This is a genomic window from Massilia agrisoli (assembly GCF_020831365.1).
GTDB lineage: Bacteria > Pseudomonadota > Gammaproteobacteria > Burkholderiales > Burkholderiaceae_D > Telluria_A > Telluria_A agrisoli.
This window is the reverse complement of sequence record NZ_JAJHPV010000013.1, coordinates 1,107,075-1,132,572: the sequence shown is the minus strand read 5'-3', so window position 1 is coordinate 1,132,572 and position 25,498 is coordinate 1,107,075. Positions and strand designations below refer to the sequence as shown.

The window sequence follows — 25,498 nt, the reverse complement described above, 5'->3', positions numbered from 1 at the left end:
GGGAACATGCTGCAATGCAGCCTAACTGGGCCGTAATGTGCACTGCTTGGCAGGAGGGCAAAGGGTGTTGCGCTGCGGAATTTATTCCCACAGACAAAAGAACGAACGGGCCAGAACGGCCCGTTGCAGTACGCTGCTTAGTCCAGCAGGTTGTTTTTCATTGCGTAGTAGGTCAGGTCGCTATTCGATTGCAAACCCATTTTTTCCATGATGCGGGTGCGGTAGGTCGACACCGTCTTGATGCTGAGCGACAGGGCCACGCCGATGTCCGACACGGTTGCGCCCTTGGCCAGGCGCAGGAACACCTGGAACTCGCGGTCCGACAACTCGGTATGCAAGGCAGTGTTGGGGTCGCGGTCGAAGCTTTGCGCCAGCAGTTCGCCGACGGTCGACGACACGTAGCGGCGACCCTGGAACACGGTACGCACCGCCGTCTTGAGCTCGTCGGCTTCGCATTCCTTGTTCAGGTAGCCATTGGCGCCCATCTTGAACAGGTTCAGCGCGTACTGCTGTGCCGGATAGCCGGACAGGATCAGCACCGGCAGGTTGGGTTGCCCCTGGCGGATGGTGCGCAAGATGTCGATGCCGCTCTGGTCGGGCATGGCGATGTCCAGCAGCAGCACATCGCAAATCTCGCGGCGTGCGATGTCAAGGGCTTCACGCCCGGTAGCACCTTCGGCGACGACATCAAAGTCTGGCGACGAGGAAAAAATCTGTTTAAAACCTGCTCTTACAATTTGGTGATCGTCACAAATGGCAACGCGTATCATTGTCTTCCCTTAAATTTTCCTGGCATAGGAAAGTGCTGCACATGTGTCCCGTCGGCAAACACAATATTAACATTCTAGCACTCATGAGGCGCGTACGGCACAGCGACAACGCATGAGTGCGCCGGCAGGTGCACAGCGCGATGCGGAAATAGTGAAAAAAGAGTACCAGCGCACTCCTTTCCGTCAGCAATCTCAGGTTTCTTGCTTCAGCAAGGCCAGGATGGCGAGGAGTTCCTTGCGTATCAATGCCCCGTCGAACTGGGGTTGCAAGCCGTTTGTTGTCTCGCGCCCGGCGTCAAGACCGGCCCAGTCTTCCTGGGACGATGCGGCTTCGCTGGCGCGGCTATCGAGTTTATTGCGTGCGCCGCTGATCGTAAACCCCTGCTCGTACAGCAGTTCGCGGATACGGCGGATCAGCAGGACTTCGTGGTGCTGGTAATAGCGGCGGTTACCACGGCGTTTGACCGGCTTGAGCTGGGTAAATTCCTGCTCCCAGTAGCGAAGTACGTGCGGTTTGACCCCGCACAATTCACTGACTTCCCCGATCGTAAAGTAGCGCTTGGCCGGGATAGGCGGCAGCGCGACCAGGTCGGCCTTGGCGAGACGGTCGTTCATCGGCTAGATCAGGCGGCGCGCGCCATGGCAGCCGAAGGCGCCGGGCTGGTTTCTTCCACCATGCCCTTGAGCTTCTGGCTCGCGTGGAAGGTCACGACGCGGCGCGCCGTGATCGGGATTTCTTCGCCGGTCTTCGGGTTGCGGCCCGGGCGCTGCGGCTTGTCGCGCAGCTGGAAGTTGCCGAAGCCCGAAAGCTTGACCGCTTCGCCGCGCTCGAGCGCATTGCGGATCTCGTCGAAGAAGGTCTCGACCATGTCCTTGGCTTCACGCTTGTTCAAGCCGACTTGCTCGAACAGCAGTTCCGCCAGCTCGGCCTTGGTCAAGGTCGGCATGTCCTTTTCGGCCTCCTGGCGCACCTTGGCGACTTGCATCGCACGATGCAAGTCCGCCGCCAGTGCCGATTGGAGGACGGCCGAATCTACGTCATTGTTATTAATTTTCCAGCCCTGCCTATAAAGCTACGTTTTGGATGGGTTTATCCACGCGATTTCGCGTGATGTTTTTCTCTCGCAGCATTGGCCACGGCCGTCATCAACGCCTCGACCTGGTCGTCCTGCAAGGTGGTTTGAGTATCTTGCAAGCTAAAGCGGAAAGCAAGGCTTTTTTCATCCGTTTCCAGCCCTGCGCCCCGATATTCATCAAACAAAACAATGGCTTGCACGATGCGTCCGGCAGGATTTGCAGCGATTTCCGCATTGAAAGCGTCCAGCAGATCCTGTGCCGCCACGGTTTGTTTGACGACCAGCGCCAGGTCGCGGGTGGCGCCCGGGAACTTGGAAATCTCTTCGTACTTCGGCAACGGGCGTTGTTGTAGCGCAACTGCGTCGACTTCAAACAGCACAGGCGCCTGCGGCAGCTCGTACTTCTGCAGCCAGCGCGGGTGCAGTTCGCCGATGAAACCGATCTCGCGCCCATCCAGAAGGATGGTTGCCGAGCGCCCCGGGTGCAGCGCAGGGTGATCCGCCTTTACAAAACGCAAGGCATACGGAGCGAACATCGCCTCGACATCGGCCTTGACGTCGAAGTAATCGACCGCGCGGCTGGCCGCGCCCCACTGCTCCTCCACCGCCGGGCCGTAGGCGATCGCGGCCAGGCGCTTGGGCTGCTCGAAACCGGCCACCGACAGCGGGCCGTCCTGGGCCTGCGGGTTGCGCTTGAAGATGGCGCCGATCTCGAACACGCGCACCCTGCCCGCCTTGCGGTTCAGGTTGTAACGCACGTTGGCGACCAGGCTGCCGATCAGCGACGAACGCATCACGCTCATCTGGCTGGCAATCGGGTTCTGCAGCTTGATCGGGTCGGCATTGCCGGAGAAGTCGGCTTCCCATGCGGTTTCCACGAAGCTCATGTTGACCACTTCCTGGTAGCCGAGGTCGGCCATCTGGTGGCGCAGCGCGAACAGCGAGCGGGTGTTTTCCGGCAGGGCCAGCATGGCGCTGGCGGCTACCGGCGGATTGGCCGGAATGTTCTCGAAGCCGTAGACGCGCGCCACTTCCTCGATCAGGTCTTCCTCGATCTCGATGTCGAAGCGGTACGACGGCGCGGTGACGGCGAACTCGCCCGGCTGCTGGGTGAACGGCAGGCCCAGGCGGGTGAAGATGTCGGCCACCATCGCGTCGGTGACCGGCACGCCGATCACTTTCTGGGCGCGCGCGGTGCGCATCGTGACAGGCTGGCGCTGCGGCACATTGACCACCTGGTCGTCGACCGGGCCGACGGTGGTGCCAGGGGTGCCGCAGATTTCAATGATCAGGCCGGTGATGCGCTCGATGTGCTCGACCGTGGTCGCGTAGTCGACGCCGCGCTCGAAGCGGTGCGCCGCATCGGTCGAGAAGTTGAAACGGCGGGCGCGGCCCTGGATGGCGTTCGGCCACCAGAATGCGGCTTCCAGGTAAATGTTGGCGGTGTCGAGCGATACCGCGGTCGAGTCGCCACCCATGATGCCGGCCAGCGATTCGATCTGCTGGTCGTCGGCGATCACGCCGACCCAGTCGTCCACCTCGACGGTGTTGCCGTTGAGCAGCTTCAGGCTCTCGCCCTTGCGGCCCCAGCGCACGTCGATCTTGCCGTCGATCTTGTCGAGGTCGAATACGTGCGACGGACGGCCCAGTTCGAGCATCACGTAGTTGGAAATGTCCACCAGCGCCGATACGGAACGCTGGCCGCTGCGCTCGATGCGGCGCTTCATCCATTCAGGCGTTGCCGCGCGCGCATTCAGCCCGCGGATCACGCGGCCGGTAAAGCGGCCGCACAGGTCCGGCGCGCTGATGGTCACCGGCAGCACTTCGTCGCTGTTCACCGCAACCGCGCGGGCGGTCGGCACATGCAGCGGCGTGCCGGTCAAGGCCGACACTTCGCGCGCCACGCCCAGCACCGACAGGCAGTCCGCCTTGTTCGGGGTCAGCTTGATGGTGAACTTGAGGTCATTTAAGGCCAGGTAGTCGCGGATATTCTGTCCGACCGGCGCATCGGCCGGCAGTTCCATCAGGCCGCTGCTTTCTTCCGACAGCTTCAGTTCCTTTGCCGAGCACATCATGCCCTGCGATTCGACGCCGCGCAGCTGGCCGACCTTGATTTCAAACGGCTTGCCGTCGCTGCCCGGCGGCAGCACGGCGCCAGCCATCGCGCAGATCGCCTTCATGCCGGCGCGCACGTTCGGCGCACCGCAGACGATCTTCAGGTGGGTCTTGGTGCCGACATCGACCGTGCACACGTTCAGGCGGTCGGCGTTCGGGTGCTTGGACACCTCCAGCACTTCGGCCACGACCACGTTCGAAAATGGCGGTGCGACCGCCTCCACTTCTTCGACTTCGAGACCGGACATCGTCAGCAAATGGGCCAGTTCATCCGACGTCATCTTCGGATCGACCATGGTACGGAGCCAGTTTTCGGAAAATTGCATAATCTAAGCCTTCAGCCGCGAAAAATTATTATTAGTTGAACTGTTTCAGGAAACGCAGGTCGCCTTCGTAGAACAGGCGCAGGTCATTGATCCCGTAGCGCAGCATCGTCAGGCGCTCGATACCCGAGCCGAAGGCGAAGCCGATGAACTTTTCAGGATCGAGGCCGAAGTTGCGCACCACGGTCGGGTGGACCTGGCCGGCGCCCGACACTTCCAGCCAGCGGCCTTTGAGCGGACCGGAACCGAAAGCGATGTCGATCTCGGCCGACGGTTCGGTAAACGGGAAGTACGACGGACGGAAGCGCACCTGCAGGTCGTCGGTCTCGAAGAAGGCCTTGACGAAATTGAGGTAGACGCCCTTCAGGTCGGCGAAGCTGATGCCTTCGGCGATCCACAGGCCTTCGACCTGGTGGAACATCGGCGAATGGGTCGCATCGCTGTCGACGCGGTAAGTGCGGCCCGGCGCGATCACCTTGATCGGCGGCGTGTGCGAGCGCGCATAGCGTACCTGCATCGGGCTGGTGTGGGTGCGCAGCAGCAGCGGCTTGCCGGTGCTGTCATTGCCTTCCACATAGAAGGTGTCCTGCATCGAACGGGCCGGGTGGTTTTCCGGGCTGTTCAGTGCGGTGAAGTTGGTCCAGTCGTTTTCGATTTCGGGGCCGTCGGCCACGTCGAAACCGATCGAGCGGAAGATTTCCTCGATCCGTTCCCAGCTGCGCATCACCGGGTGGATGCCGCCCTTCGAGCGGCCGCGCCCAGGCAGGGTGATGTCGATCGCTTCGGCGTTCAGGCGCGCTTCGAGCTGGGCGTTGGCGAGGGCGTCACGGCGCGCGGTCAGCGCGGTCTCGATCTGCACCTTGGCCGCATTGATCAGCGCGCCCTGGGCCTTCTTCTGTTCTGGCTCGAGCTTGCCAAGGCCCTTCATCAGCTCGGTGACCTGGCCGGTCTTGCCCAGGTATTTGGCTTTGGCGTTTTCAAGGGCGGCAGCGTCTTGGGCGGCGATAAAGTCAGCCTGCGCCGTGACGACGAGTTCTTCCAGGGAGTTCATGCGTTTTTGTTTTCCTGAGTCGTTCCACAATCAAAAACGGGGCACAGGTTTGCACCTTGCCCCGCTCTTTTCGCGCCGCCTGTGACAGCGGCGCTAGCTTGCATGCATCAAACGTTGCTTACGCAGCGATCTTTGCTTTAACAGCGGCGACAATCGCAGCGAACGCTGGCTTGTCCATCACTGCCATATCGGCCAGGACTTTACGGTCCAGTTCGATAGCTGCCTTCTTCAGGCCGTTCATGAATACGCTGTACGTCACGCCATGCTCACGGGAAGCGGCGTTGATACGGGCGATCCACAGGCGGCGGAAGACGCGCTTCTTGTTACGGCGGTCACGGTAGGCGTACTGGCCAGCGCGCATGACTGCTTGCTTGGCAATACGGTATACCTTGCTGCGGCGACCACGGTAGCCTTTAGCTTGTACAAGAATCTTTTTATGACGGGCACGAGCTGTAACCCCACGTTTTACTCTAGGCATAGTAACTCCTTAGTTGTGAGATTAAGCGGTTGGCATCATGCGCATGACGGACGTGACGTCGGACGCATTGATGTTACGGGTACCACGCAGTTGACGCTTGTTTTTGGTGGTCTTCTTGGTCAGGATGTGGCGCTTGAAAGCCATACCCGACTTAACGGTACCACCTGGACGCACGCGAAAACGTTTCTTCGCGGAGCTTTTGGTCTTCATTTTTGGCATGCTAGTTCTGCCTGTTCAGGGCAGCTCCAAATAAAAGGATTGCAGGTGGCAGCAACTCGCTGCGCTTAGATGCCTGCTTTCTCAGTTGTTTTCCCAACCCGGAGGCAGGAAACCGCAGATTCTAACACGAATCCACGTAGAAAAACACAGGGGCGGGTGAGGAAACCCCACCCGCCCCTGCGCTGTGCGCCGATACGACGCTTACTTCTTCTTTTTCGGCGACAGGATCATGATCATCTGGCGGCCTTCCATCTTCGGGAACTGCTCGACCTGGCCGTACGGCTCGAGGTCGGCTTTCAGGCGTTCCAGCATGCGGAAGCCGATATCCTGGTGGGCCATCTCACGGCCGCGGAAACGCAGCGTGATCTTGGTTTTGTCGCCCTCGTCGAGGAACTTGATCAGGTTACGCAGCTTGATATTGTAGTCACCATCATCGGTGCCCGGACGGAATTTAACTTCCTTCAGGACGATGATCTTCTGCTTCAATTTAGCTTCGTGGGCCTTCTTCTGCTCCGAATACTTGAACTTGCCGTAGTCCATCAGACGGCAAACCGGCGGCTGCGCCGTTGGCGCGATTTCCACCAGGTCTACGTTCGCTTCTTCGGCCAGGCGAAACGCCTCAGCCAGGCTCACAATGCCAAGCGGCTCGTTGTCAACCCCGGAGAGACGCATTTCGGGGGCTGTGATTTCGCCATTGATGCGATGCGACTTGTCAGTAGCTATGTTGTTTCCTTTTAAAATCGAATGGAGTGCTGTGCGGAATTAATCACTTCAAGCCTTGGATTCAATATCTTGCTTGAGGCGCTCGACCAGCGCATCGATGGACATGACGCCCAAATCGACATTGCCGCGTGCTCGCACAGCTACAGTATTGGCATCCCGCTCCTTGTCGCCGATCACGAGGATATATGGCAGTTTTTGGACGGAATGCTCGCGTATTTTATAGGTAATTTTCTCGTTGCGCAAATCAGCGTGAACGCGGAATCCCGATTTGCGCAAACGTGCCGCCAGTTCGGTTGCATACTCTGCTTGCGCGTCGGAAATATTCAATACCGCCACCTGTACCGGCGCCAGCCACATCGGCAAGGCGCCGGCATAGTTTTCGATCAGGATGCCGATAAAACGTTCCATCGAACCGACGATCGCGCGGTGCAGCATGACCGGCACCTTGCGGCTGTTGTCTTCCGCGACATATTCGGCGCCCAGGCGGCCCGGCATCGAGAAGTCGACCTGCATCGTGCCAACCTGCCATGGACGCGACAGGCTGTCCTTCAGGTGGTACTCGATCTTCGGTCCGTAGAACGCGCCCTCGCCCGGCAGCTCGGTCCATGTCACGCCGCAGGCGCGCAGGGCCGAACGCAGGGCTTCTTCAGCCGCGTCCCACACCTCGTCGGAGCCGATGCGGCTGTCCGGACGCAACGCCAGCTTGACGTCGATATTCGAGAAGCCAAAGTCGCCGTAGACCTCCATCGCCTGGGCGTGGAAGGCGGTCACTTCGGCTTCGATCTGCTCTTCGGTGCAGAAGATGTGGCCGTCGTCCTGGGTAAAGCCGCGCACGCGCATGATGCCGTGCAGCGCGCCCGACGATTCATTGCGGTGGCACTGGCCGAACTCGCCGTAGCGCAGCGGCAGGTCGCGGTAGCTCTTCATGCCGGCGTTGTAGATCTGCACGTGGCCCGGGCAGTTCATCGGCTTGAGCGCGTACGAACGGTTCTCCGACTCGGTCGTGAACATGTTTTCGCGGTAGTTGTCCCAATGGCCGGTCTTCTGCCACAGCGTGACGTCGAGGATCTGCGGCGCCTTGACTTCGCTGTAGCCGTTGAACTGGTACTTGTTGCGCATGTACTGCTCAACCTGCTGCCAGATGGTCCAGCCCTTCGGATGCCAGAAGATCAGGCCAGGCGCTTCGTCCTGGAAATGGAAGAAGTCGAGCTGCTTGCCGAGCTTGCGGTGGTCGCGCTTTTCCGCTTCTTCCAGGTTATGCAGGTACAGCTCCTGGTCTTCCTTCTTTGCCCAGGCGGTGCCGTAGACGCGCTGCAGCATCTCGTTCTTGGAGTCGCCGCGCCAGTAGGCGCCGGCCAGCTTCATCAGCTTGAACACTTTCAGCTTGCCGGTGGACGGCACGTGCGGGCCGCGGCACAAGTCGGTGAACTTGCCTTCGGCATACAGCGACACGTCTTCATTGGCCGGGATCGAGGCAATGATTTCAGCCTTGTAGTGCTCGCCAATCGACTTGAAGTAATCTACCGCCTCGTCGCGCGGCATCACCGTGCGCGTGACTTTCTCGTCGCGCTTGGCGATTTCCTGCATCTTTTTCTCGATCGCCGCCAGGTCTTCCGGCGTGAACGGACGCTTGTACGAGAAGTCGTAGTAGAAGCCGTTCTCGATCACCGGGCCGATGGTCACTTGCGCCTCCGGGAACAGCTCCTTGACCGCGTAGGCCAGCAGGTGGGCGGTGGAGTGGCGGATCACGTCCAGCCCTTCCGCGTCCTTGTCGGTGATGATGGCCAGCTCGGCATCCTGCTCGATCAGGAACGAGGTGTCGACGACCTTGCCGTCGACCTTGCCGGCCAGCGCGGCCTTGGCCAGGCCGGCGCCGATGCTTGCCGCGACGTCTGCTACGGTGACTGGGCCGTCAAACTGGCGCTGGGAACCATCTGGGAGTCGGACTGCGACCATGCTGCTCTCCTGAACTTTGAACTAAATGTGATAAACAAAAACGCGGACGAAAAAAAACGCGGACTAGCCGCGTTTTTCTTTTTTCAAGCCAAAGAAATCCCCACGCTGACTAGCGTCGCTCCCACAACTTGGTTGTAGTTCGCGGTGTCATAACCGTGGTGCCTTTCTCGCTCTTACTATGTGTTCTGGTGGGCGGTGAGGAATTCGAATCCCCGACCCCTTGGATGTCGACCAAGTATTCTAACCAGCTGAACTAACCGCCCGATGCCCAGCATTATAGAGAGGCGTTCCGCGAAAAACAAGGGCTATTTTGCGGGGAATTAGTTTTCTTTCAAAATTTCCATTTTGGGCTCCGCGCCCAACCCGGCTACACTGTCGCCTGCTTTCCCTTCTATTAATAACAAATGCAATCAACCCCGCCAGAACAATCCTCCGCCCACCTGCACGCCCACGGCGAAGGCGACGCCAAGCATGTCCACTCCATCGCCGGCCGCAGCCAGGCGATCCTTGGCTGGGCGCTCGGCCTGACCCTGGTATTCGCCGTCGTCGAAGTGGCCGCCGGTTTCCTGGCCAATTCGCTGGCGCTGATATCGGACGCCGGCCACATGGTCACCGACGCCGCCGCGCTTGGGCTTGCCCTGATGGCCCAGCTGATCGCAAGACGGCCGCCGTCGGCGCGCCACTCCTTCGGCTTCGTGCGCGCCGAAGCGCTGGCGGCATTTGTGAATGCGCTCGCCATGCTCGCGGTGGTCGGCTGGATCGTGTCGGAAGCGATCGGACGGTTTGCGGCGCCGGAACCGGTGCAGGGCAAAACCGTCATCATGGTTGCCGCCGTTGGCCTGGCAATCAACCTGGTGGTGGCATGGATCCTGTCGCGCGACAAGAACAGCCTGAACACCCGCGCCGCGCTGGTGCATGTGATGGGCGACATGCTCGGTTCGGTCGCCGCGATCATCGCCGGCGTGGTCATCGCGCTGACAGGGTGGATGCAGATCGACCCCTTGCTGTCGATGCTGGTGGCGGTGCTGATCCTTAAGTCAACCTTCGGTGTGCTGCGCGACTCCTACCACTTCCTGATGGAAGCGGTGCCCCATCACATCGATTACATCCGGGTTGGCGCCGACCTCGCCAAGGTGCCCGGCGTGCTGTCGGTGCACGACCTGCACGTGTGGGACATGTCGCCCGGCGAGCCGGCGCTGATCGGCCACCTGCAGATCCGCGACCTGAGCGAATGGCCGCAGGTGCTCGAGGCGGTCAAGGCCATGCTGCTGGAGCGCCACGGCATCGACCACATCACCCTCCAGCCTGAAACGCACTGATCAGTTGTAAGCCCGGTCTTACCAGCTTGCGGCGAAGCTGCCGATTGCCAGTCAATCGTGCGCTACCGATAATGGTTCAATGACCCCATCGAAAATCTACGACACCCTCATTATTGGCGGCGGCCCCGGCGGGTTGACGGCAGCGATTTACCTGCGCCGCTTCCGCCGCGACATTGTCGTTGTCGACAAGGGCAACAGCCGCCTGCAACTGATTCCGGTCACGCACAACTTCCCAGGATTTCCTGATGGCATCGGCGGCACCCAGCTGCTCGACAACCTGCGCAGCCAGCTGGGGCGCTACGGCGGCCATGTCACCGAGGGCGAGGTGACCAGCCTGACGCGCAATGATGAGTATTTCACGGCGGAATTCGAAGGCGGCCAGCTGCATGCCCGCACCGTGCTGGTTTCCACCGGCATCGCCGACGCCGGCATGCCGATCGAAAACTGGCACGAGGCGGTGACCAGCGGCGCGGTCCGGCTATGTCCTGTATGCGATGGTTTCGACGTCCTCGACAAGCGCATTGCCGTCATCGGCGCACCCGAAAACTGCGTCGGGCACTCCCTGTTCCTGCGCACCTTCTCGAACGACGTCACCCTGTTCGAGCGCGACACCAGCACCTGCCCGACCGGCAAGGACCAGCAGCGGCTGAAAGAAGCGAACATCAAACGGGTCGAATCGCCCTTACTCGGCGTCACGATGAGCGAAGACATGAAACCGGTCCTGCACACCGAGGACGGCGTCGACCATCATTTCGATGTGGTGTACCCGATGCTGGGGGAAACGGCGCGCTCGGACCTGGCCGTTGCCCTGGGCGCCGAGACGACCGACTGCGCGAAGCTGGTGGTGGATGAGTACCAGGCCACCTCGGTGCCCGGCCTGTACGCCGTGGGCGACGTGGTGCGCGGGCTCAACCAGATCAGCGTGGCTGCCGGGCAAGCAGCGGTGGCGGCAACGCGGATCCACAGCCGGCTGCCGCGCAAGTTCAGGGAGTAATCGTTTCACACGTCGTTCCCGCGCAGGCGGGAACCCATAACCCAGCCATTCACTGGACGCACAATTTATATCGCTTGCGCTTGCGGGGTATAGGTTCCCGCTGTTGCGGGAACGACGGTAGTGGTTCTATTTGGCGTGCGGGCGGACGAGGCAGGACAGGTCTTCCTTCATCTTGTTGCAGCAGTCGCCCAGGCCCGCCAGCCAGGTATCGGCATCGGCGCAGTCTTTCGCGAACTCGTCCGGTTCCGGGGTGCGGCCCGCAATTGCATCGGCGTAAATGCGCTTGGTCAGCTCCTTCAACTGCGTATGCTCGACGTTCATGGCGGCGAGGGTCTGGTCGAGCTTTGGCGTGTAGCAACGCACCAGCATCTTCAGTTCGCTCATCTCGGGCCCGGGCCGCCTGTGCTGGTCGACATAGGTGTCCACCCGCCCCATCCTGTTGCTCTTGAGGTTATAGATTTCACGTTGATAACCGTCGTACACCTGCTGGCACAGGGAATATGCGCGTTCGAGCTTTTCCAGCCGCAGCCTGGAGCGCGCCTGCGAGTGGCTCAGGCGGCTCTGGACGGCCGCGCCGATGACCGCGACAAGGCCGCCGGCCAGGATCTGCAAGGGATCTTTCAGCGCGGTGAGTATCTCAACAGTGGTGTCGGGCATGGGGCGTCAGCAAGTAGTGAAAACCGGGTGAAGTGTACCGACAGCGCGCACACATGTCCATCAAGCAACAAGGACAGCGGCGTATAATCAGGACGACTACTCCCGCGTTGATTGCGATGACCAAAATCACCGTTCTGCCACACCCCGAGTACGCTCCCGCCGGCACCGAGTTCGACGTCGCGCCCGGGACGACGATCTGCGACGCCCTGCTCGACCACGGCGTCGACATCGAGCATGCCTGCGGCAAGGTCGGCGCCTGCACCACCTGCCACGTAATCGTCCAGTCGGGCTTTGCCTCGCTCAACGAGGTCGACGACAATGAAGAAGATATGCTCGACCGCGCCTGGGGCCTGCAGCCGCATTCGCGCCTGTCGTGCCAGGCAATTGTCGCCGACGAAAACCTGGTGGTTGACATTCCGCGCTACTCGCTGAACCTGGCCAAGGAAGCCGGCTGATCCCAGTTAGAACTTGCGCATGAAGTAGCGAAAAAATCCGAACCATCACGCGCCGCTCAAGTCTGATCTATGTGGATCCCGAATGGCGCGCACGACCAGCATGCGCCGACTTTTACAGGAGAAAAACAATATGCTAAACCGTGTTGTCACAGTCGCCGCACTTGCTGTCGGCGGATACCTGCTGTCCAAACAGATGAAAAAAGGCGCCGGTCCGAGTCACGGATCAACGGTGGAAGAGTCGATTGAGGTAAATGTTCCTGTCAGCAGTGCCTACAACCAGTGGACGCAGTTCGAAGAGTTTCCAAGGTTTATGGACAGCGTCCATGAAGTCCGCCAGATCGATGACACGCACCTGCACTGGCGTGCCGATGTGGCCGGCAAGGAAAAGGAATGGGACGCCGAGATTACCGAGCAGATCCCTGACAAGCGCATTGCGTGGCGCAGCACAAGCGGCGTGCGCAACGGTGGCGTGGTCACCTTCCATAAGCTCAACGATACGACGACCAAGGTGATGCTGCAGATGGAGTACACACCCGAAGGCCCGGTCGAGAGCATTGGCGATGCGCTGGGCGCGGTGCGGATGGAAGCGCGCCGCAACCTGGAACGCTTCAAGGAGATGATCGAAGCGCGGGGCAGGGAAACCGGGGCGTGGCGCGGCGAGGTCACCCAGCATTAATCGACGGCGCGGCGAGCAATTGATCCAAGTTGCCCGTTCGGGCAGTGTTGCTGCACGCAGATCGGAACTTCGCCTCGCGTATTGAACAGCGGGCCGACCGCGTTACCCGATTGACGGCCATTTCGGTCGGGATAAGTGTGGTCCGCATCGGATTGCACGTTGTTATGCCGCACCTCAAAACTTGACCCAGGTTACGTTTTCTTGAGGGGATGCCGGAATGTTCCCAGTTGTCGCTGGTGGAACTGATGGCGCCGGAATAGGATGGTTCTGGCTTCTGGATGCAAGGCGGGGATGCAAGGCGGCGGGCTGACCGCCGTGCCGCGACGAGCGTCCGGAAGCAAACCTTGCTGCCCGATCCATCCTGACGCCATGGCAAAGAAATTTCCAATCAACCCGCCAAACCCCGAGCGCATCTGCTGGGGTTGCGACAAGTACTGCCCGACCGATTCCCTCGCCTGCGGCAACGGCTCGGACCGCACCCAGCACCCGATCGAATTTTTCGGCAGCGGCTGGCAATCGTGGGGGCTGGACGCCCAGCAAGACCCGGAGGACGCGCCGGCTACGGAGTCACCAGGCTGATGCGGCGCTGGAGGCGGTCGGCCTCGGCTGTGTCGCCGGCGGCGCGTGCGCGCTCGAGCGCAACGCCGAGCCACATCAGCAATGGCCTGCGCCAGCCCTGCCCCGACGCGGTCTCGGTCGCCAGTGCGATATCCGCCGGTCCGATGCGCCCCACCTGCATCAGCGCCCCGGCCGCGACCATGCGCGACAAGGGATCCCGGATCGCCGCCAGCACGCCCGTGGCCGCACCGGCGCTGCTGCGCACCACCGCCTGGTGCTGCTCCGGCAGCAGCGACGCATCCAGTCCCTGCCAGCGCCCGCCCAGGTAATCCGCATACGCGCGCTCGCCCGCGGTCGCGTCCTGCGCCAGCTTCGCAAAGCCCGGGCAGTCGTCATACTCCAAGCTGGCGACACGGCTCGCGCAGCGAACCAGTTCCGCCAGCGCGACCAGGTCCGGGCGGCCGGTGCTGGCGATTTCGCTGCGCGCGCGCGCGAACTCCGATTCGGCAATCGAGGTATTGCCCTTCAGGTAGGCGTCGCTGTAGCCCTTGAGCGCGTCAGCGGCATTGGATTTCCAGGCCGGCGGCGCGGGTTTGCTGGCGCAGCCGGCCAGTGCCAGCGCTACAACGAGGGTCAGTGCAGTCTTGGTCATGGCAGCTTCAGCTCCGGTTGGCGTGCAAATGGCCACTTGCGGTTGATTTCATCGATCATGCGCGTGACCTTGCGCAGGCTGGCGTCGACCTCGGCGCGCAGCGCGCCCAGGTCCTTGGTGGCGACCTTGGCGTTGGCGCCCACCTCCTGCGCCTCCGCCAGCACCGCGTCGAGCTTCTTGAGCGTATTGCTGGCGTCTTTCAGCACCACATTCATCTGGATGACGGCGGCCTGCGTATCGTCCATCAGGCCCTTCTTGCCGAACACGCGCTGGTCGGTCTTGGCGAGCAGCGCATTGACGCGGTCGAGGGTCACGATCAGCTTCTGGGCTTCGGCGTCGCTGCCCAGCGCGCCACCGAGCAGCCCATACTTGCCCGCGAAGCGCCCGGTCGCAGTTTCAAGATTGGCCAGGCTGTTATTGATGGCCGAATCGCTGCGCGTCATCGAATCAAGGTTTTCAAGCAGCGCGCGGGCGCTTGCCACCACGCGCGGAATCTCCGCACTGGTATCGCCGCGCAAGACGGTGCGCACGGCGCCTTCCGGCAGCGGCGCATCGTCCAGCATGCCGGTAAAAGCCTTGATGCGCGTTTCGCCGACCATGCTGCGTTCCAGGGTGAACACGCTGCTTACCTTGAGCCACCTGGCGTCCTTGCGCGGCACGTCCACCAGGATGCGCGCCTTGCCGTCCGGCGCCAGCTCGACACGCTGCACGCGCCCGATCGGGAATCCCGAGAACGTCATGTCCATGCCCGGGATGACGCCTTCCGAGTCGTCCGACACCAGCACCAGCCGCTGGGTGACCTCGAACACGCCGCGCGCATACATCACATACAGCAGGAAGGCCACGCTCAGGGCCGCCATCAGCAGGAGCAGCGCCACCGCCTTCGCCTCGACGTTGGCGACCGTTTCCACGGGCGCGGCGTCGGCGGCGGGGGCTACAGGTTCGGTCATGTCAGTCCTCTTAAATGTATTTGATGGCAAGCGAAGCCGCTTCGATCATCAGCAGCACGAACAGCAGGCGCACCGCGCCCGGCTGCACCGTCGATGACGAGCGCAGGCCGTAGCGATGCATTTCCAGGATCGCCGCCGTCGGGATTACCGCGACGGCCAGCCCGAACGATACGGTCTTGAAGATGAATCCAATGGTCACGGCCGGATTAAAAATGCGGCCGACGGTACGTGTGTAATCCGGCACGCCCCATGGCGACAGGCCGTAGACGTTGGCATACGCGAGCACCAGCACGATCACGCTGCTGACCATGGCGAGGCTGAGGACCGCGAACGCGTTGGCGATCACCTGCGGCACCAGCTCCTGGCGCAGGCGCGCCTGCGCGCGCTGGGAGGTGTCGGGCGACGCCGCTGCGGCAACGGCGAGCGCATCGCCGGCGTTGAAGGCCATGCTCGCCCTGAGCGCGACGAACATCGCGGCGGTGAGGGGAATAAGCTCAAGGACAAGCACCCGCACCACCATCTCCAGCGCGTACGACGACAACCCGTAACTGAGCGCGGTAACGACCACGATGCGGATGATGACAAGGCTGACCAGCGCCGCGAGCACCGTGAACCAGGGCAGTACCTGCCAGGTGCTGGCGTAGATGAAGCGCGACGCGACGATGCGGTTGGCGCGGCTGTAGGTCTTGAGCGACAGCGCCATCACAATGGCGATGGCGCCCAGGTGGATCATGTACCACCAGCTGCGCGCAATGCGCAAGATGACCATGCCCCAGTCGCGCGGCTGCGTGTAGAGGAAGGAATTAGGGCGCATTGGCTACTGGCGCCGTGCTTCCTGCACGCCATTCACCTCGCCGATTGCGGCGAGGGCCTTTTGCAGCTGCGCGGTCGAACCGATTTCCGCGGTAAAGGTCATGCGCGCCTGCCCCTTGGCGCTTTGCGTGTTCACCCCGATCACGTTGATCTTCTCGCGCGAGAAGACCTCCGAAATATCGCGCAGCAGGCCCTGCCTGTCGCCGGCGAGGATGAACAGGTCGACCGGGTAGACGGTGTCCTGCCCCGTCCTGCCCCATTCTGTATGGATCACCCGCTCCGGCGCCTTGGCACGCATCTCGGCAAAGTTCTTGCACGTGGCGCGGTGGATCGACACGCCCTTGCCGCGCGTGACAAAGCCGACGATGCCGTCCGGCGGCGCCGGCTTGCAGCACTTGGCCAGCGCGGTCATCAGGCCATCGGTGCCCACCACCAGCACGCCGGACTTGGCGCCCTGCTCCACGCTTGAGGCGCGGCTCTTGTTGAGGACCACCGCGTCTTCCGGCGCCGCCGCGGCTTCGCCGGTATCGTGCAGCGCGTGCTCGACGTGGCGCAGGCTGAATTCGTCCTTGCCGACCGCGATGAACATCTCCTCGACCTTGTTGAAGCCCAGCTTGTGCGCCAGCGCTTCCAGGTTGACGGCCGTCTTGCCTTCGCGCTGGAGCGTCTTTTCGATCTGCGCGCGGCCGTGCGACAGCGTCTCTTGCTGGTCGATCGCATGGAACCACGCGCGCACCTTGGCGCGGGTACGCGTGCTGACCGTGTAGCCGGGGCTGAGCCAGTCGCGCGACGGGCCAGCGCTGCCGGGCGCGCCCTTGGCGGTGATGATCTCGCAGGTCTGGCCGTTCTTCAGCGGGGTATTGAGCGGCACCATCACGCCGTCCACCCGCGCGCCGCGGCAGCGGTGTCCAACCTCGCTGTGCAGGTGGTAGGCGAAGTCGATCGGCGTGGCGCCGACCGGCAGCTCAAGCACGCGCGCCTGCGGCGTCAGCACGAAGATGCGGTCGTCCAGGGTGGTCGACTTGAGCTTCTCGACCCACTCGCGCTGGATCTCCTCTTCTTCGACGACGGCGTCGGCGACGTCGGTCTTCCACGCCAGCAGCTGGCGCAGCCATGCGATTTTTTCGTCGTACTTCTGGCCCTTGAAGTTGGACCCGCCTTCTTCCTTGTAGCGCCAGTGCGCGGCGATGCCGTACTCGGCGAAGTTGTGCATTTCCTGGGTGCGGATCTGCACTTCCAGCGGACGGCCGTCTTCCGCCGTGACCACCGTGTGCAGCGACTGGTAGCCGTTCGGCTTCGGCCGCGAAATGTAGTCGTCGAATTCTTTCGGGATCGGGGTCCAGATGTTGTGGACCACGCCCAGCACCGTGTAGCAGGTCTTGATGTCAGGGACGATCACGCGGAAGGCGCGCACGTCATACAGCTCGCTGAAATCGAGGTCCTTGCCGCGCATCTTGTTCCAGATGCTGTAGATATGTTTTGGCCGGCCGAATACTTCAGCCTTGATGCCGGCGGCCGCCAGCTCGTCCTGCAGGCGCACGATGGCCGAGTGCACGAAGCCCTCGCGCATCATGCGTTTTTCCTCTAGCATCTTGGCGATGCGCTTGTACGTGTCGGGCTCGATGAAGCGGAACGACAGGTCTTCCAGCTCCCACTTCAGCTGCCAGATGCCGAGGCGGTTGGCGAGCGGCGCGTACAGGTCCAGCGTCTCGCGGCCGTACGCGTGGGTCATGTCGTTAAACAGCTTCATGTCGGCGAAGTAGCGCAAGGTGGTCACGCACGACGCCAGCCGCACCAGCACCACGCGCATGTCGCTCGCCATCGCCAGCAGCATTTTGCGCAGCGTTTCCACCTGGGCCACCGCGCGCTGCGACGCGCCCTTGCCGCGCCCGGTCTCTTTCTGCCCCACGGTCATGTCGCGCAGGCGGATCAGCTGGCGCACGCCCGACACCAGGTCGGTCGCGTCCTTGCCCACGCGCGCTTCAAGGCCCGCTGCGGCGTCCGGATCGAGTATCGACAATTCGAACAGCAGCCCGGCGATCCGCGTTTCGGCGTCGCTGTTCAGGTAGGCCAGCGTACTGGCCACGCCGATCGAAAACTCCAGCGCGTTCTGGCCGGACGTGCAAACCTTGTCCTGGTAGGCGTCGCTGGCATAGGCCAGCGCCGCCTCCACGCGCGCGCAGTCCTCCGGGCCGAGGCCCTGGACGAGCTGCGTCGTTGCGCTGCCAAGCGCCGCAATAGCTACCATGACGATTTAGCGCTTGCCCGCGGTGACCACGATCTCGACCAGGCAGGCCGGGTTGGCCAGCTTCGCTTCAACGGTGGCGCGCGGCGGGGTGTGGCCCTGGGCCACCCATTCATCCCACACCTCGTTCATGCGCGGGAAGTTGGCCATGTCGGAGATGTAGATCTGGCACATCAGGATACAGGTCTTGTCGCTGCCCGCTTCGGTCAGCAGGCGGTCGACGTGGGCCAGCACTTCGCGGGTCTGGCCCACGATGTCGGCGCTGGTGTCGTCGGCGATCTGGCCTGCCAGGTAGACGGTGTCGTTATAAACAGCTACTTCGGAGAGGCGCTTGCCTACGTGCAGTCGTGTGATTTCCATGGTCTCTTTCAGAAGGTCGGCTGGGCCGATTAAAAATTGTTTTGCAATTGCGATCTGGTCGTCGTGCAGGAAGGTCGGCGCGTGGCCGACGTTTGGAATCTCGACCAGCGTGGCCTTCGGCCCGCGGCGCGTCATCTCCTGCGCCGTCTCGCGCGAGAGCAAGTCGGAATGCTCGCCCCGCACCAGCAAGGTCGGGCAGCGGATCGCATCATACGCCGCCCACAGCATGCGCTCGTCGGCCTTCACTGTCTCGGGGGTGCTTGACCTGAACGGCTGCGCCAGGCCCATGTCGTAATGGCGCACCCACTGGCCGCCCTCTTCTTCGCGCAGCACGTCGCTGGCCAGCTTGTGCCACTCGTCGTCGCTGTGCTCGCCGAACGACAGCGACACCTCGCGGACAAAGGAGGCGGCCTTGTCGAAGTCCGGGAAGCTGAGCTCCTGGCCGATGTAGTCGCCGATACGCTGCAGCGCCGCCGCATCGAGGCATGGCCCGATATCGTTGAGCACCAGTTTGCGGATCGGATTATGCGGCAGCGACGCGAGCGCCATGCCGATCAGGCCGCCCATCGAGGTGCCGAACCAGTCGATGCTGGTGTTGGGGACGGCGCTCACGCGCGCGACCAGGGTCACCATGTCGCTGACGTATTGCGGCACGCGGTACAGCTCGGGGTTGGCCAGCTTGCCGGAGCGGCCGCGCCCGACGACATCCGGGCACACCACGCGGTAGTGGCCGCACAGCGCGCGCGCCAGCTTGTCGAAGTCGTCGCTGACCCGCGTCACGCCGTGCACGCAGACCAGCACCTTCGGATTGTTCTCGTCGCCCCACTCCTTGTACGACATCTCGTGCAAGCCTGCGGGGGAAATGCACTGGACGGATTTTATTCTTGGTTCAACCATGCCGATTCCTATCTGGGCGGATATCCGTCGCCGTTTCTCAGTCTAACGACCTGACTTCTGGCAAAACTGACATTTTACCCGGCGTTGCGATTAGAATTCTACCAAGGTGTAGCGCGCAGCGCTGCCGATCCGTCTCCAGCCAACCATTCTCTCAGAGGACACAATGAATACAAGCATGTTAAGCGGCAAAACTGCACTTGTCACCGGCTCCACCTCCGGCATCGGGCTGGGCATTGCCCGCACCTTGGCCCAGCAAGGCGCTAACATTGTATTCAACGGTTTCGGCGACGCCCAGCAAATCGAAAAGCTGTACCGCGAAGTCGGGCAGGAGTTTGGGGTGCAGACTGCTTATCACAATGCCGACATGTCCAAGCCGTCCGAGATCGAAGCCATGATGAAGTTTGCCGAGGACAAATTTGGCGGCGTGGATATTCTCGTTAACAATGCTGGCATCCAGCATGTGTCGAACATCGAAGATTTTCCGATTGAAAAATGGGACGCGATCATCGCGATCAACCTGACCTCGGCCTTCCACACCACCCGCCTCGCGTTGCCGGGCATGAAGCAGAAGAACTGGGGCCGGATCATCAACCTGGCGTCGGTGCATGGACTGGTGGGGTCGGCGCAAAAGTCGGCATACGTCGCCTCCAAGCACGGACTGGTTGGATTCACCAAGGTGACGGCGCTGGAGACGGCGCACACGGGCGTGACTTGCAATGCGATCTGCCCGGGCTGGGTGTTGACCCCGCTGGTGCAAAAGCAGGTGGACGACCGCGCCGCGCGCGATGGCTTGAGCAATGATGCGGCCAAGAAAGCGCTGCTGGCAGAAAAGCAGCCGTCGGGCGAGTTTGTGACGCCGGAGGAACTGGGCGCGTTGGCGGTATTCTTCTGCAGCCCGGCGGGCGCGCAGGTGCGCGGCGTGGCGTGGAATATGGATGGGGGCTGGGTGGCGCAGTAAAGCGCAAGATCGCCGTCCCCGTCGACTCGCGCGGAGGCGCTACGCTTGTCCGCCCTACATTCATTAGTGTTCAACGGTCCGTAGGGCGGGCAAGCGAAGCGCCCCCGCCATGGGTCGCCTGTGTTCAACGGTCCTTAGGGCGGGCAAGCGAAGCGCCCCCGCCATGAGTCGCCTGTGTTCAACGATCCGTAGGGCGGGCAAGCGAAGCGCCCCCGCCGTGAGTCGCCTGTGTTCAACGGTCCGTAGGGCGGGCAAGCGAAGCGCCCCCGCCGTGAGTCGCCTGTGTTCAACGGTCCGTAGGGCGGGCAAGCGAAGCGCCCCCGCCGTGAGTCGCCTGTGTTCAACGGTCCGTAGGGCGGGCAAGCGAAGCGCCCCCGCCGTGAGTCGCCTGTGTTCAACGGTCCGTAGGGCGGGCAAGCGAAGCGCCCCCGCCATGAGTCGCCTGTGTTCAACGGTCCGTAGGGCGGGCAAGCGAAGCGCCCCCGCCATGAGTCGCCAGGAAACCAGTCTTACCGAATCCCGCTCGCCAGCCTCGGCGAGGACAGCAACTGCTTGAACGCGGCCCACTTCTGCGCCTTCGCCTTGGCAGGATCTTTGGACGTCACGTGCCGCTCGACGTACTTCGCGACCAGGTCCTTGCCCAGGTTGTAATTGATCACATACCCGCGCAGCCCATCGTAGAAGCTGATCCGCTGGCCCGCTTTTTCGGGCGGGTACAGCTGCACATTGACCAGCCAGTCAATGGCCTGTTCCCTGGTCCACTTCCCGTCCAGGTAATTCATCGCCGCGTCATTATCCGCATAGCTCAGCTTGCCAAGCAGCTTGCGCAGGTCCGCGTACTTGCCGGCCAGCTTGGGATCCAGCCCTGCCATCGGGAACAGCACATCACGTTCAAACGCCAGGCGCTCCGCTTCGCTGAACGCCATCTCGATGCCGTAGTTGGCGCTGCCCTCTGCGATCAGCGACATCGGCGAATACAGCGGATAAACGCTGAACTCCTGCCAGCCCTTGTCCTTCACCAGCGACTGTTCAAGCAGCGCGTTATACGCGTGATGCCCCGGATAACCTTCGTGGCAGCCAAGATCGACTGCGCGGTCGATATAGATCGGGAACTCGGTGTTGATCTGGATAAGGCTCTGCGCGTTGCCCTTGTACCAGTTGTAGCCGCTCCACGGCTTGTTCGATACGAACTCGAGCACGAAGTTCTCGTTGGCAGGCAAGTCGATATATTTGGCGCTGCGCGCGCGGCATTCCTTGATCGAGGCGTCAAACACCGGCTTCAGCTTGTCCTTCGGGATCACCATTTTCGCGCGGAAGGCGGCAAGGCGTTCGGGCACGGTGCCCTTGCCAGGCAGTAGCTTGTCGATCTCCGCAACCAGCTTCATGTAGTACGCGCGGTCATGATGCGGCGACACGGCGTCGTACAGGCGCGCAGTCTCGTCATCGAAGCTCAATTTCTTCCCGTTCAGCATATCGATGCGGGTCAGCATCGAGCTCAGCTGCTTGTTGAGGAATTCGATGCGAAGGGCTTCGTCGGCATTGGCCGCCTTCTGCGTCGCCAGGTCTTTCAGGGCGGCGTCGACTTCATCGCGGATCGCCGCGAGGCTTTTCTTGTCATCCGTTGCCTGCTTCTGCAGCTCCGGCGGCCCGTAGTAGGCGTCGACATAGGACGAGTCATGCACGCCCACAGCCAGGACCAGTTTCATGTAGCGGTCCGCAACATCCTGCACGGATGCCGCGAACGCCGAGCTTGCGACGAGCATCGCGACAGCGGCAACGATTTTCTTTTTCATTCTTTACCTGTGATGAATGGTTGTCCCGGGAAAATTATAGCCGGGATGCCGCGGCCGGTTGCAGATTCAATGGCCGAACTTTTCGCAAGTTTCCACACGATAGTGGATGGCCGCCGCATAAGTCCATGCTATCAGCAATATCCCAGGGCAATATCGGACATAAGCGCTGCGGATATCCACAATAGCTGGGTGTTCGCAACTGGTTAATCATGGCGAAACTCAAACTCCTTACAAGAGACATCGCCATGAAAAAGCCTTTCTACAAAGTACTGTATATACAGGTGCTGTTCGCCATTGCCTGTGGGATCGTGCTCGGTGTGTTCTACCCGAGCCTCGGCGTCGACATGAAGCCGCTTGGAGACGGCTTCATCAAACTGATCAAGATGATTATCGCGCCGGTGATTTTCTGCACCGTGGTGGCCGGTATCGCCGGCATGCAGGACATGAAGAAAATCGGCCGCGTCGGCGGCAAGGCGCTACTCTACTTTGAAGTGGTGTCGACCTTCGCGCTGGCCATCGGCCTGATCGTTGCCAACCTTGTGCGCCCAGGCGCGGGCTTCAATGCCGACCCGGCCACGCTCGACGCTTCCTCGATCGCCCAGTACACGGACAAGGCCAAGTCGCAAAGCACGGTGGACTTCGTGCTGAACATCATTCCCAATACGGTCGTCGACGCCTTCGCCAAGGGCGACATCCTGCAGGTGCTGCTGTTCGCGATCCTGTTCGGCTTTTCGCTGTCGATGCTTGGCGAGCGCGGCCGCCCGATTACCCGCGCCATCGACGAGCTGTCGCACGTCATCTTCGGCATCGTCAACATGGTGATGAAGCTGGCCCCGATCGGTGCGTTCGGCGCAATGGCCTTCACCATCGGCAAATACGGCCTTGCATCGCTGGTGCCGCTGGCAAAGCTGATGGGTTCGTTCTACCTGACCTGCGCGGTATTCGTGTTCGTCGTACTCGGCCTGATCGCCCGCATGACCGGGTTCTCGATCTTCAAGTTCATCGCCTACATCAAGGAAGAATTGCTGATTGTGCTCGGCACCAGCTCGTCGGAAAGCGCGCTGCCGGCCCTGATGCGCAAGCTGGAGAAACTCGGCTGCTCGAAGCCGGTCGTCGGCCTGGTCGTGCCGACTGGCTACTCGTTCAACCTGGACGGCACCAACATCTACATGACAATGGCGGCGCTGTTCGTCGCCCAGGCCACCAATACCGACCTGACCTTCACCCAGCAGATCACCATCCTCGGCGTTGCGATGCTGACTTCGAAAGGCGCGTCTGGCATTACCGGCGCAGGCTTCATTACGCTGGCGGCAACCCTGGCGGTAGTGCCGACCATTCCGGTCGCCGGCATGGCGCTGATCCTTGGCATCGACCGCTTCATGAGCGAGTGCCGCGCGCTGACCAACTTCGTCGGCAACGGCGTAGCAACGGTGGTCGTGTCGAAGTGGGAAAATGAGCTTGATGAAAACCGCCTCGCGGAAGAACTGGCCTCCCCATCGCACCACCGTCACGGCGATGAAGTGGCGGTCGTCCGCAAAGTTGCCTGAATCACTTCAGCCTGAAAATCAATAGCAACCGGTTGGGCCAGCTTGATGATGTCGATCGCAAGCAGGTCCTTCCGGTGCAGCCCCCCCCTTCTCTGCGCATGATCCAGCAGCGCAATCATTTCAGACAGATTTGTCTACATGATCCAGCTATTGCAGGTGGCGTGTAAATATCTGTAGACAACTCTGTCTAGACAGACTACTCTACGAATTACCGCGACTTGAAGGACCATCATGGCCAAGACCCCGACCGCCCCCAAACCGACCGCTGCCGAACTGGATTTGCTCCAGGTCCTGTGGCCGCTCGGCTCCGCCACCGCCAAACAAGTGCACCAGGAAATCCAGAAGCAGCGCCCCGAAGTGACCTACGCGACCGTGCTGCGGCTGATGCAGATCATGCACACCAAAGGGATCCTGATTCGCGACGAAAGCGAGCGATCCCACGTGTACGCGCCGGCGCAGGCGCAGGATTCCCTCCAGACCAACTTGCTCAAGGACCTGATCCAGAAAGCGTTTTCAGGATCGGCCAAGGCGCTGGTGCTGGCGGCGCTGCGCAGCGGCATCTCTAAAAAAGAACGTGAAGAAATCGAAAAGCTGCTGAAGGAGGAAGATAAATGAGCGCGCACGCATCAATGGTCGTCGGCGGCATCGGCTGGACGCTGGTCCATTTCCTGTGGCAAGGCCTGCTGCTCGGCTGCGCCACCGCCGTACTGCTGACCCTGATGCGCAACGCGCGGCCGGAACGCCGCTATACGGTGGCCTGCACTGCCCTGTTCCTGTGCCTTGCCTGGCCCGCGCTCGAGTTCTACCTGCGCATGCAGGATGCCGCGGCCGTGGTGGCGGCCGCAACGCCCGCCGGCGGCTGGGCCCATGCGCCGGGCAAACGCGCCGAAGGCTTCGCAAGCTATTTGCAGGGCAACCTGGCGTGGATCGTCGCGCTGTGGGCAGTATGCGCCAGTGTGCTCGCGGTCCGCATCGGGCTCGGCCTGCTGTGGGTGAAGCGCGCGGCGCGCCGCTACTCCGCCGAGGCCCACTGGGAGGGCCGGCTCGAGCGCATGGCGGTGCAGTTCGGGATCAGCCGCACGGTCCGCTTGCGCGTGGTTGACAACCTGGCCAGCCCGATTACCGCCGGATGGTGGCGCCCGGTGGTGCTGGTGCCAGCCTCCTTGGTGACCGGGATGCCGGCACACCTGCTCGAAGCGTTGCTGGCGCACGAACTGGCGCATGTGCGCCGCTTCGACTATTTGGTGAACCTCGGCCAGAACGTGGTCGAGACCCTGCTGTTCTATCACCCGGCCGTATGGTGGATTTCGGGCCGCATCCGTGAAGAACGCGAACAGATTGCAGACGATATCGCTGCAACACAACTGGGCGAACCGCGCAGGCTGGCGCTTGCCCTTTCCGAGCTGGAGCGCATCCAGTTCTCATCACATCACCTGGCCCAAGCAGCCAATGGAGGAGACCTCATGACACGTATCAAACGCCTGATCCGCCCTGAAACCCAGGCCCTGAACTGGAAGGCCGCCATTCCCGTGCTGGGGCTCGCGGCGGCATGCCTGAGCGTGTTTGCGAACGCGGCGCCGGGAGCAGACAAGGCAGAAAAGACCCACGCAGTGGCCGACTTCAAGTCTTGTGCGAAGCCGGTGTGGCCGGCGGAATCATTGAAGAACGAAAACCAGGGAACGGTCACCTTGTCTTTCCTCATTGGGGTCGACGGCAAGGTCAAGGATTCGGCCATTAAAAAGAGCAGCGGATTTGCCCCGCTCGATGAGGCCGCGCGCATCGGCATTGCGAAGTGCAGCTTCAAGCCAGCCACTGTCGCCGGCCAGCCAGTGGAAGATTGGATGATAATGAAGTATATGTGGACGTTGAAGTAAGTCGTTCACTAAAAAAAACGGGGTGCAATCTTGCACCCC

25 protein-coding genes, 1 tRNA gene and 1 pseudogene are annotated in these 25,498 nt (G+C 61.8%); 9 read left to right on the top strand and 18 right to left on the bottom strand.

The window, feature by feature from the left end; all coding sequences use genetic code 11:
* Positions 1-137 precede the first annotated feature (137 nt).
* The 10 genes from LMJ30_RS14225 to LMJ30_RS14180 all read right to left on the bottom strand — a co-directional run bounded on the left by LMJ30_RS14225 (position 138) and on the right by LMJ30_RS14180 (position 8,974).
* Positions 138-770: a response regulator transcription factor gene (locus LMJ30_RS14225; protein WP_054262954.1), complete on the bottom strand. Its 633-nt coding sequence runs from the start codon at positions 768-770 to the stop codon at positions 138-140.
* A gap of 192 nt (positions 771-962) precedes the next feature.
* On the bottom strand, positions 963-1,385 hold the full coding sequence (locus tag LMJ30_RS14220; protein ID WP_229432969.1) for a MerR family transcriptional regulator: 423 nt from the start codon (positions 1,383-1,385) through the stop codon (positions 963-965).
* 8 nt (positions 1,386-1,393) lie between these two features.
* Positions 1,394-1,756 carry an integration host factor subunit alpha gene (locus tag LMJ30_RS14215; RefSeq protein ID WP_229432968.1) on the bottom strand — a complete coding sequence of 121 codons (363 nt, stop codon included), beginning with the start codon at positions 1,754-1,756 and terminating at the stop codon, positions 1,394-1,396.
* 104 nt (positions 1,757-1,860) lie between these two features.
* On the bottom strand, positions 1,861-4,287 hold the full coding sequence (gene pheT, locus LMJ30_RS14210; protein ID WP_229432967.1) for a phenylalanine--tRNA ligase subunit beta: 2,427 nt from the start codon (positions 4,285-4,287) through the stop codon (positions 1,861-1,863).
* A gap of 31 nt (positions 4,288-4,318) precedes the next feature.
* Positions 4,319-5,335: a phenylalanine--tRNA ligase subunit alpha gene (gene pheS, locus LMJ30_RS14205; RefSeq protein ID WP_229432966.1), complete on the bottom strand. Its 1,017-nt coding sequence runs from the start codon at positions 5,333-5,335 to the stop codon at positions 4,319-4,321.
* A 118-nt stretch (positions 5,336-5,453) separates the two neighbouring features.
* The gene (rplT, locus tag LMJ30_RS14200) at positions 5,454-5,813 is read right to left on the bottom strand and encodes a 50S ribosomal protein L20 (protein ID WP_229432965.1); all 360 of its coding nucleotides are present in this window, start codon (positions 5,811-5,813) and stop codon (positions 5,454-5,456) included.
* Between the two features lie 21 nt (positions 5,814-5,834).
* Positions 5,835-6,032, bottom strand: a complete 198-nt coding sequence (gene rpmI / locus LMJ30_RS14195; RefSeq protein ID WP_008449407.1) for a 50S ribosomal protein L35 — start codon at positions 6,030-6,032, stop codon at positions 5,835-5,837.
* A gap of 201 nt (positions 6,033-6,233) precedes the next feature.
* A complete protein-coding gene (infC, locus tag LMJ30_RS14190) occupies positions 6,234-6,773 on the bottom strand; it encodes a translation initiation factor IF-3 (protein WP_371873019.1) in 540 nt (179 codons plus the stop codon).
* Positions 6,774-6,803: 30 nt separating this feature from the next.
* On the bottom strand, positions 6,804-8,711 hold the full coding sequence (gene thrS, locus LMJ30_RS14185; protein ID WP_229432963.1) for a threonine--tRNA ligase: 1,908 nt from the start codon (positions 8,709-8,711) through the stop codon (positions 6,804-6,806).
* A 186-nt stretch (positions 8,712-8,897) separates the two neighbouring features.
* Positions 8,898-8,974, bottom strand: a tRNA-Val gene (locus LMJ30_RS14180).
* A 141-nt stretch (positions 8,975-9,115) separates the two neighbouring features.
* On the opposite strand from LMJ30_RS14180, the gene LMJ30_RS14175 reads away from it, so the two are divergent.
* The gene (locus LMJ30_RS14175; RefSeq protein ID WP_229432962.1) at positions 9,116-10,030 is read left to right on the top strand and encodes a cation diffusion facilitator family transporter; all 915 of its coding nucleotides are present in this window, start codon (positions 9,116-9,118) and stop codon (positions 10,028-10,030) included.
* Positions 10,031-10,109: 79 nt separating this feature from the next.
* Positions 10,110-11,024, top strand: coding sequence for an NAD(P)/FAD-dependent oxidoreductase (locus tag LMJ30_RS14170; RefSeq protein WP_229432961.1), 915 nt, complete (start codon positions 10,110-10,112; stop codon positions 11,022-11,024).
* A gap of 126 nt (positions 11,025-11,150) precedes the next feature.
* On the opposite strand, the gene LMJ30_RS14165 is transcribed toward LMJ30_RS14170, so the two are convergent.
* On the bottom strand, positions 11,151-11,681 hold the full coding sequence (locus LMJ30_RS14165) for a hypothetical protein (RefSeq protein WP_229432960.1): 531 nt from the start codon (positions 11,679-11,681) through the stop codon (positions 11,151-11,153).
* A 116-nt stretch (positions 11,682-11,797) separates the two neighbouring features.
* On the opposite strand from LMJ30_RS14165, the gene fdx reads away from it, so the two are divergent.
* The 3 genes from fdx (at position 11,798) to LMJ30_RS14150 (ending at position 13,391) form a co-directional block, all read left to right on the top strand.
* The gene (fdx, locus tag LMJ30_RS14160; RefSeq protein WP_229432959.1) at positions 11,798-12,136 is read left to right on the top strand and encodes an ISC system 2Fe-2S type ferredoxin; all 339 of its coding nucleotides are present in this window, start codon (positions 11,798-11,800) and stop codon (positions 12,134-12,136) included.
* Positions 12,137-12,218: 82 nt separating this feature from the next.
* Positions 12,219-12,812 carry an SRPBCC family protein gene (locus LMJ30_RS14155; RefSeq protein ID WP_229432958.1) on the top strand — a complete coding sequence of 198 codons (594 nt, stop codon included), beginning with the start codon at positions 12,219-12,221 and terminating at the stop codon, positions 12,810-12,812.
* Positions 12,813-13,181: 369 nt separating this feature from the next.
* The gene (locus LMJ30_RS14150) at positions 13,182-13,391 is read left to right on the top strand and encodes a DUF3079 domain-containing protein (RefSeq protein WP_229432957.1); all 210 of its coding nucleotides are present in this window, start codon (positions 13,182-13,184) and stop codon (positions 13,389-13,391) included.
* On the opposite strand, the gene LMJ30_RS14145 is transcribed toward LMJ30_RS14150, so the two are convergent.
* The 6 genes and pseudogenes from LMJ30_RS14145 to LMJ30_RS14120 all read right to left on the bottom strand — a co-directional run.
* Positions 13,372-14,022: a hypothetical protein gene (locus tag LMJ30_RS14145; RefSeq protein ID WP_229432956.1), complete on the bottom strand. Its 651-nt coding sequence runs from the start codon at positions 14,020-14,022 to the stop codon at positions 13,372-13,374. The two genes, LMJ30_RS14150 and LMJ30_RS14145, sit on opposite strands and share 20 nt — an antisense overlap.
* Positions 14,019-14,972 carry an MlaD family protein gene (locus LMJ30_RS14140; protein ID WP_229432955.1) on the bottom strand — a complete coding sequence of 318 codons (954 nt, stop codon included), beginning with the start codon at positions 14,970-14,972 and terminating at the stop codon, positions 14,019-14,021. The genes LMJ30_RS14145 and LMJ30_RS14140 overlap by 4 nt, the downstream gene beginning before the upstream one ends.
* A 10-nt stretch (positions 14,973-14,982) precedes the next feature.
* A complete protein-coding gene (locus tag LMJ30_RS14135; RefSeq protein ID WP_229432954.1) occupies positions 14,983-15,786 on the bottom strand; it encodes an MlaE family ABC transporter permease in 804 nt (267 codons plus the stop codon).
* 3 nt (positions 15,787-15,789) lie between these two features.
* Positions 15,790-18,033 carry a RelA/SpoT family protein gene (locus LMJ30_RS14130; RefSeq protein ID WP_229432953.1) on the bottom strand — a complete coding sequence of 748 codons (2,244 nt, stop codon included), beginning with the start codon at positions 18,031-18,033 and terminating at the stop codon, positions 15,790-15,792.
* 6 nt (positions 18,034-18,039) lie between these two features.
* Positions 18,040-18,390, bottom strand: a complete 351-nt coding sequence (locus tag LMJ30_RS14125) for a RidA family protein (RefSeq protein WP_229433026.1) — start codon at positions 18,388-18,390, stop codon at positions 18,040-18,042.
* Positions 18,391-18,414: 24 nt separating this feature from the next.
* A pseudogene (locus tag LMJ30_RS14120) lies at positions 18,415-19,287 on the bottom strand (alpha/beta fold hydrolase); the annotation flags it as partial.
* Between the two features lie 175 nt (positions 19,288-19,462).
* On the opposite strand from LMJ30_RS14120, the gene LMJ30_RS14115 reads away from it, so the two are divergent.
* Positions 19,463-20,245, top strand: coding sequence for a 3-hydroxybutyrate dehydrogenase (locus LMJ30_RS14115; protein ID WP_229432952.1), 783 nt, complete (start codon positions 19,463-19,465; stop codon positions 20,243-20,245).
* Positions 20,246-20,754: 509 nt separating this feature from the next.
* Here LMJ30_RS14115 and LMJ30_RS14110 read toward each other — a convergent pair.
* Positions 20,755-22,038 (bottom strand): DUF885 domain-containing protein, encoded by a 1,284-nt coding sequence (locus LMJ30_RS14110; protein WP_229432951.1) that lies wholly within the window; start codon positions 22,036-22,038, stop codon positions 20,755-20,757.
* Positions 22,039-22,283: 245 nt separating this feature from the next.
* Here LMJ30_RS14110 and LMJ30_RS14105 point away from each other — a divergent pair, with 245 nt between their 5' ends.
* The 3 genes from LMJ30_RS14105 to LMJ30_RS14095 all read left to right on the top strand — a co-directional run bounded on the left by LMJ30_RS14105 (position 22,284) and on the right by LMJ30_RS14095 (position 25,459).
* Positions 22,284-23,585, top strand: a complete 1,302-nt coding sequence (locus LMJ30_RS14105) for a dicarboxylate/amino acid:cation symporter (RefSeq protein ID WP_229432950.1) — start codon at positions 22,284-22,286, stop codon at positions 23,583-23,585.
* A gap of 231 nt (positions 23,586-23,816) precedes the next feature.
* The gene (locus LMJ30_RS14100) at positions 23,817-24,200 is read left to right on the top strand and encodes a BlaI/MecI/CopY family transcriptional regulator (RefSeq protein WP_229432949.1); all 384 of its coding nucleotides are present in this window, start codon (positions 23,817-23,819) and stop codon (positions 24,198-24,200) included.
* A complete protein-coding gene (locus tag LMJ30_RS14095) occupies positions 24,197-25,459 on the top strand; it encodes a M56 family metallopeptidase (RefSeq protein ID WP_229432948.1) in 1,263 nt (420 codons plus the stop codon). The genes LMJ30_RS14100 and LMJ30_RS14095 overlap by 4 nt, the downstream gene beginning before the upstream one ends.
* The last annotated feature ends 39 nt before the right edge of the window (positions 25,460-25,498 follow it).

Excerpts from the sequence above, each read along its gene's own strand:
- LMJ30_RS14225 (WP_054262954.1), bottom strand. The coding sequence starts at position 770 with ATGATACGCGTTGCCATTTGTGACGATCACCAAATTGTAAGAGCAGGT.
- LMJ30_RS14220 (WP_229432969.1), bottom strand. The coding sequence starts at position 1,385 with ATGAACGACCGTCTCGCCAAGGCCGACCTGGTCGCGCTGCCGCCTATC.
- LMJ30_RS14215 (WP_229432968.1), bottom strand. The coding sequence starts at position 1,756 with ATGCAAGTCGCCAAGGTGCGCCAGGAGGCCGAAAAGGACATGCCGACC.
- pheT (WP_229432967.1), bottom strand. The coding sequence starts at position 4,287 with ATGCAATTTTCCGAAAACTGGCTCCGTACCATGGTCGATCCGAAGATG.
- pheS (WP_229432966.1), bottom strand. The coding sequence starts at position 5,335 with ATGAACTCCCTGGAAGAACTCGTCGTCACGGCGCAGGCTGACTTTATC.
- rplT (WP_229432965.1), bottom strand. The coding sequence starts at position 5,813 with ATGCCTAGAGTAAAACGTGGGGTTACAGCTCGTGCCCGTCATAAAAAG.
- rpmI (WP_008449407.1), bottom strand. The coding sequence starts at position 6,032 with ATGCCAAAAATGAAGACCAAAAGCTCCGCGAAGAAACGTTTTCGCGTG.
- thrS (WP_229432963.1), bottom strand. The coding sequence starts at position 8,711 with ATGGTCGCAGTCCGACTCCCAGATGGTTCCCAGCGCCAGTTTGACGGC.
- LMJ30_RS14175 (WP_229432962.1), top strand. The coding sequence starts at position 9,116 with ATGCAATCAACCCCGCCAGAACAATCCTCCGCCCACCTGCACGCCCAC.
- LMJ30_RS14170 (WP_229432961.1), top strand. The coding sequence starts at position 10,110 with ATGACCCCATCGAAAATCTACGACACCCTCATTATTGGCGGCGGCCCC.
- LMJ30_RS14165 (WP_229432960.1), bottom strand. The coding sequence starts at position 11,681 with ATGCCCGACACCACTGTTGAGATACTCACCGCGCTGAAAGATCCCTTG.
- fdx (WP_229432959.1), top strand. The coding sequence starts at position 11,798 with ATGACCAAAATCACCGTTCTGCCACACCCCGAGTACGCTCCCGCCGGC.
- LMJ30_RS14155 (WP_229432958.1), top strand. The coding sequence starts at position 12,219 with ATGGCGCGCACGACCAGCATGCGCCGACTTTTACAGGAGAAAAACAAT.
- LMJ30_RS14150 (WP_229432957.1), top strand. The coding sequence starts at position 13,182 with ATGGCAAAGAAATTTCCAATCAACCCGCCAAACCCCGAGCGCATCTGC.
- LMJ30_RS14145 (WP_229432956.1), bottom strand. The coding sequence starts at position 14,022 with ATGACCAAGACTGCACTGACCCTCGTTGTAGCGCTGGCACTGGCCGGC.
- LMJ30_RS14140 (WP_229432955.1), bottom strand. The coding sequence starts at position 14,972 with ATGACCGAACCTGTAGCCCCCGCCGCCGACGCCGCGCCCGTGGAAACG.
- LMJ30_RS14135 (WP_229432954.1), bottom strand. The coding sequence starts at position 15,786 with ATGCGCCCTAATTCCTTCCTCTACACGCAGCCGCGCGACTGGGGCATG.
- LMJ30_RS14130 (WP_229432953.1), bottom strand. The coding sequence starts at position 18,033 with ATGGTAGCTATTGCGGCGCTTGGCAGCGCAACGACGCAGCTCGTCCAG.
- LMJ30_RS14125 (WP_229433026.1), bottom strand. The coding sequence starts at position 18,390 with ATGGAAATCACACGACTGCACGTAGGCAAGCGCCTCTCCGAAGTAGCT.
- LMJ30_RS14115 (WP_229432952.1), top strand. The coding sequence starts at position 19,463 with ATGTTAAGCGGCAAAACTGCACTTGTCACCGGCTCCACCTCCGGCATC.
- LMJ30_RS14110 (WP_229432951.1), bottom strand. The coding sequence starts at position 22,038 with ATGAAAAAGAAAATCGTTGCCGCTGTCGCGATGCTCGTCGCAAGCTCG.
- LMJ30_RS14105 (WP_229432950.1), top strand. The coding sequence starts at position 22,284 with ATGAAAAAGCCTTTCTACAAAGTACTGTATATACAGGTGCTGTTCGCC.
- LMJ30_RS14100 (WP_229432949.1), top strand. The coding sequence starts at position 23,817 with ATGGCCAAGACCCCGACCGCCCCCAAACCGACCGCTGCCGAACTGGAT.
- LMJ30_RS14095 (WP_229432948.1), top strand. The coding sequence starts at position 24,197 with ATGAGCGCGCACGCATCAATGGTCGTCGGCGGCATCGGCTGGACGCTG.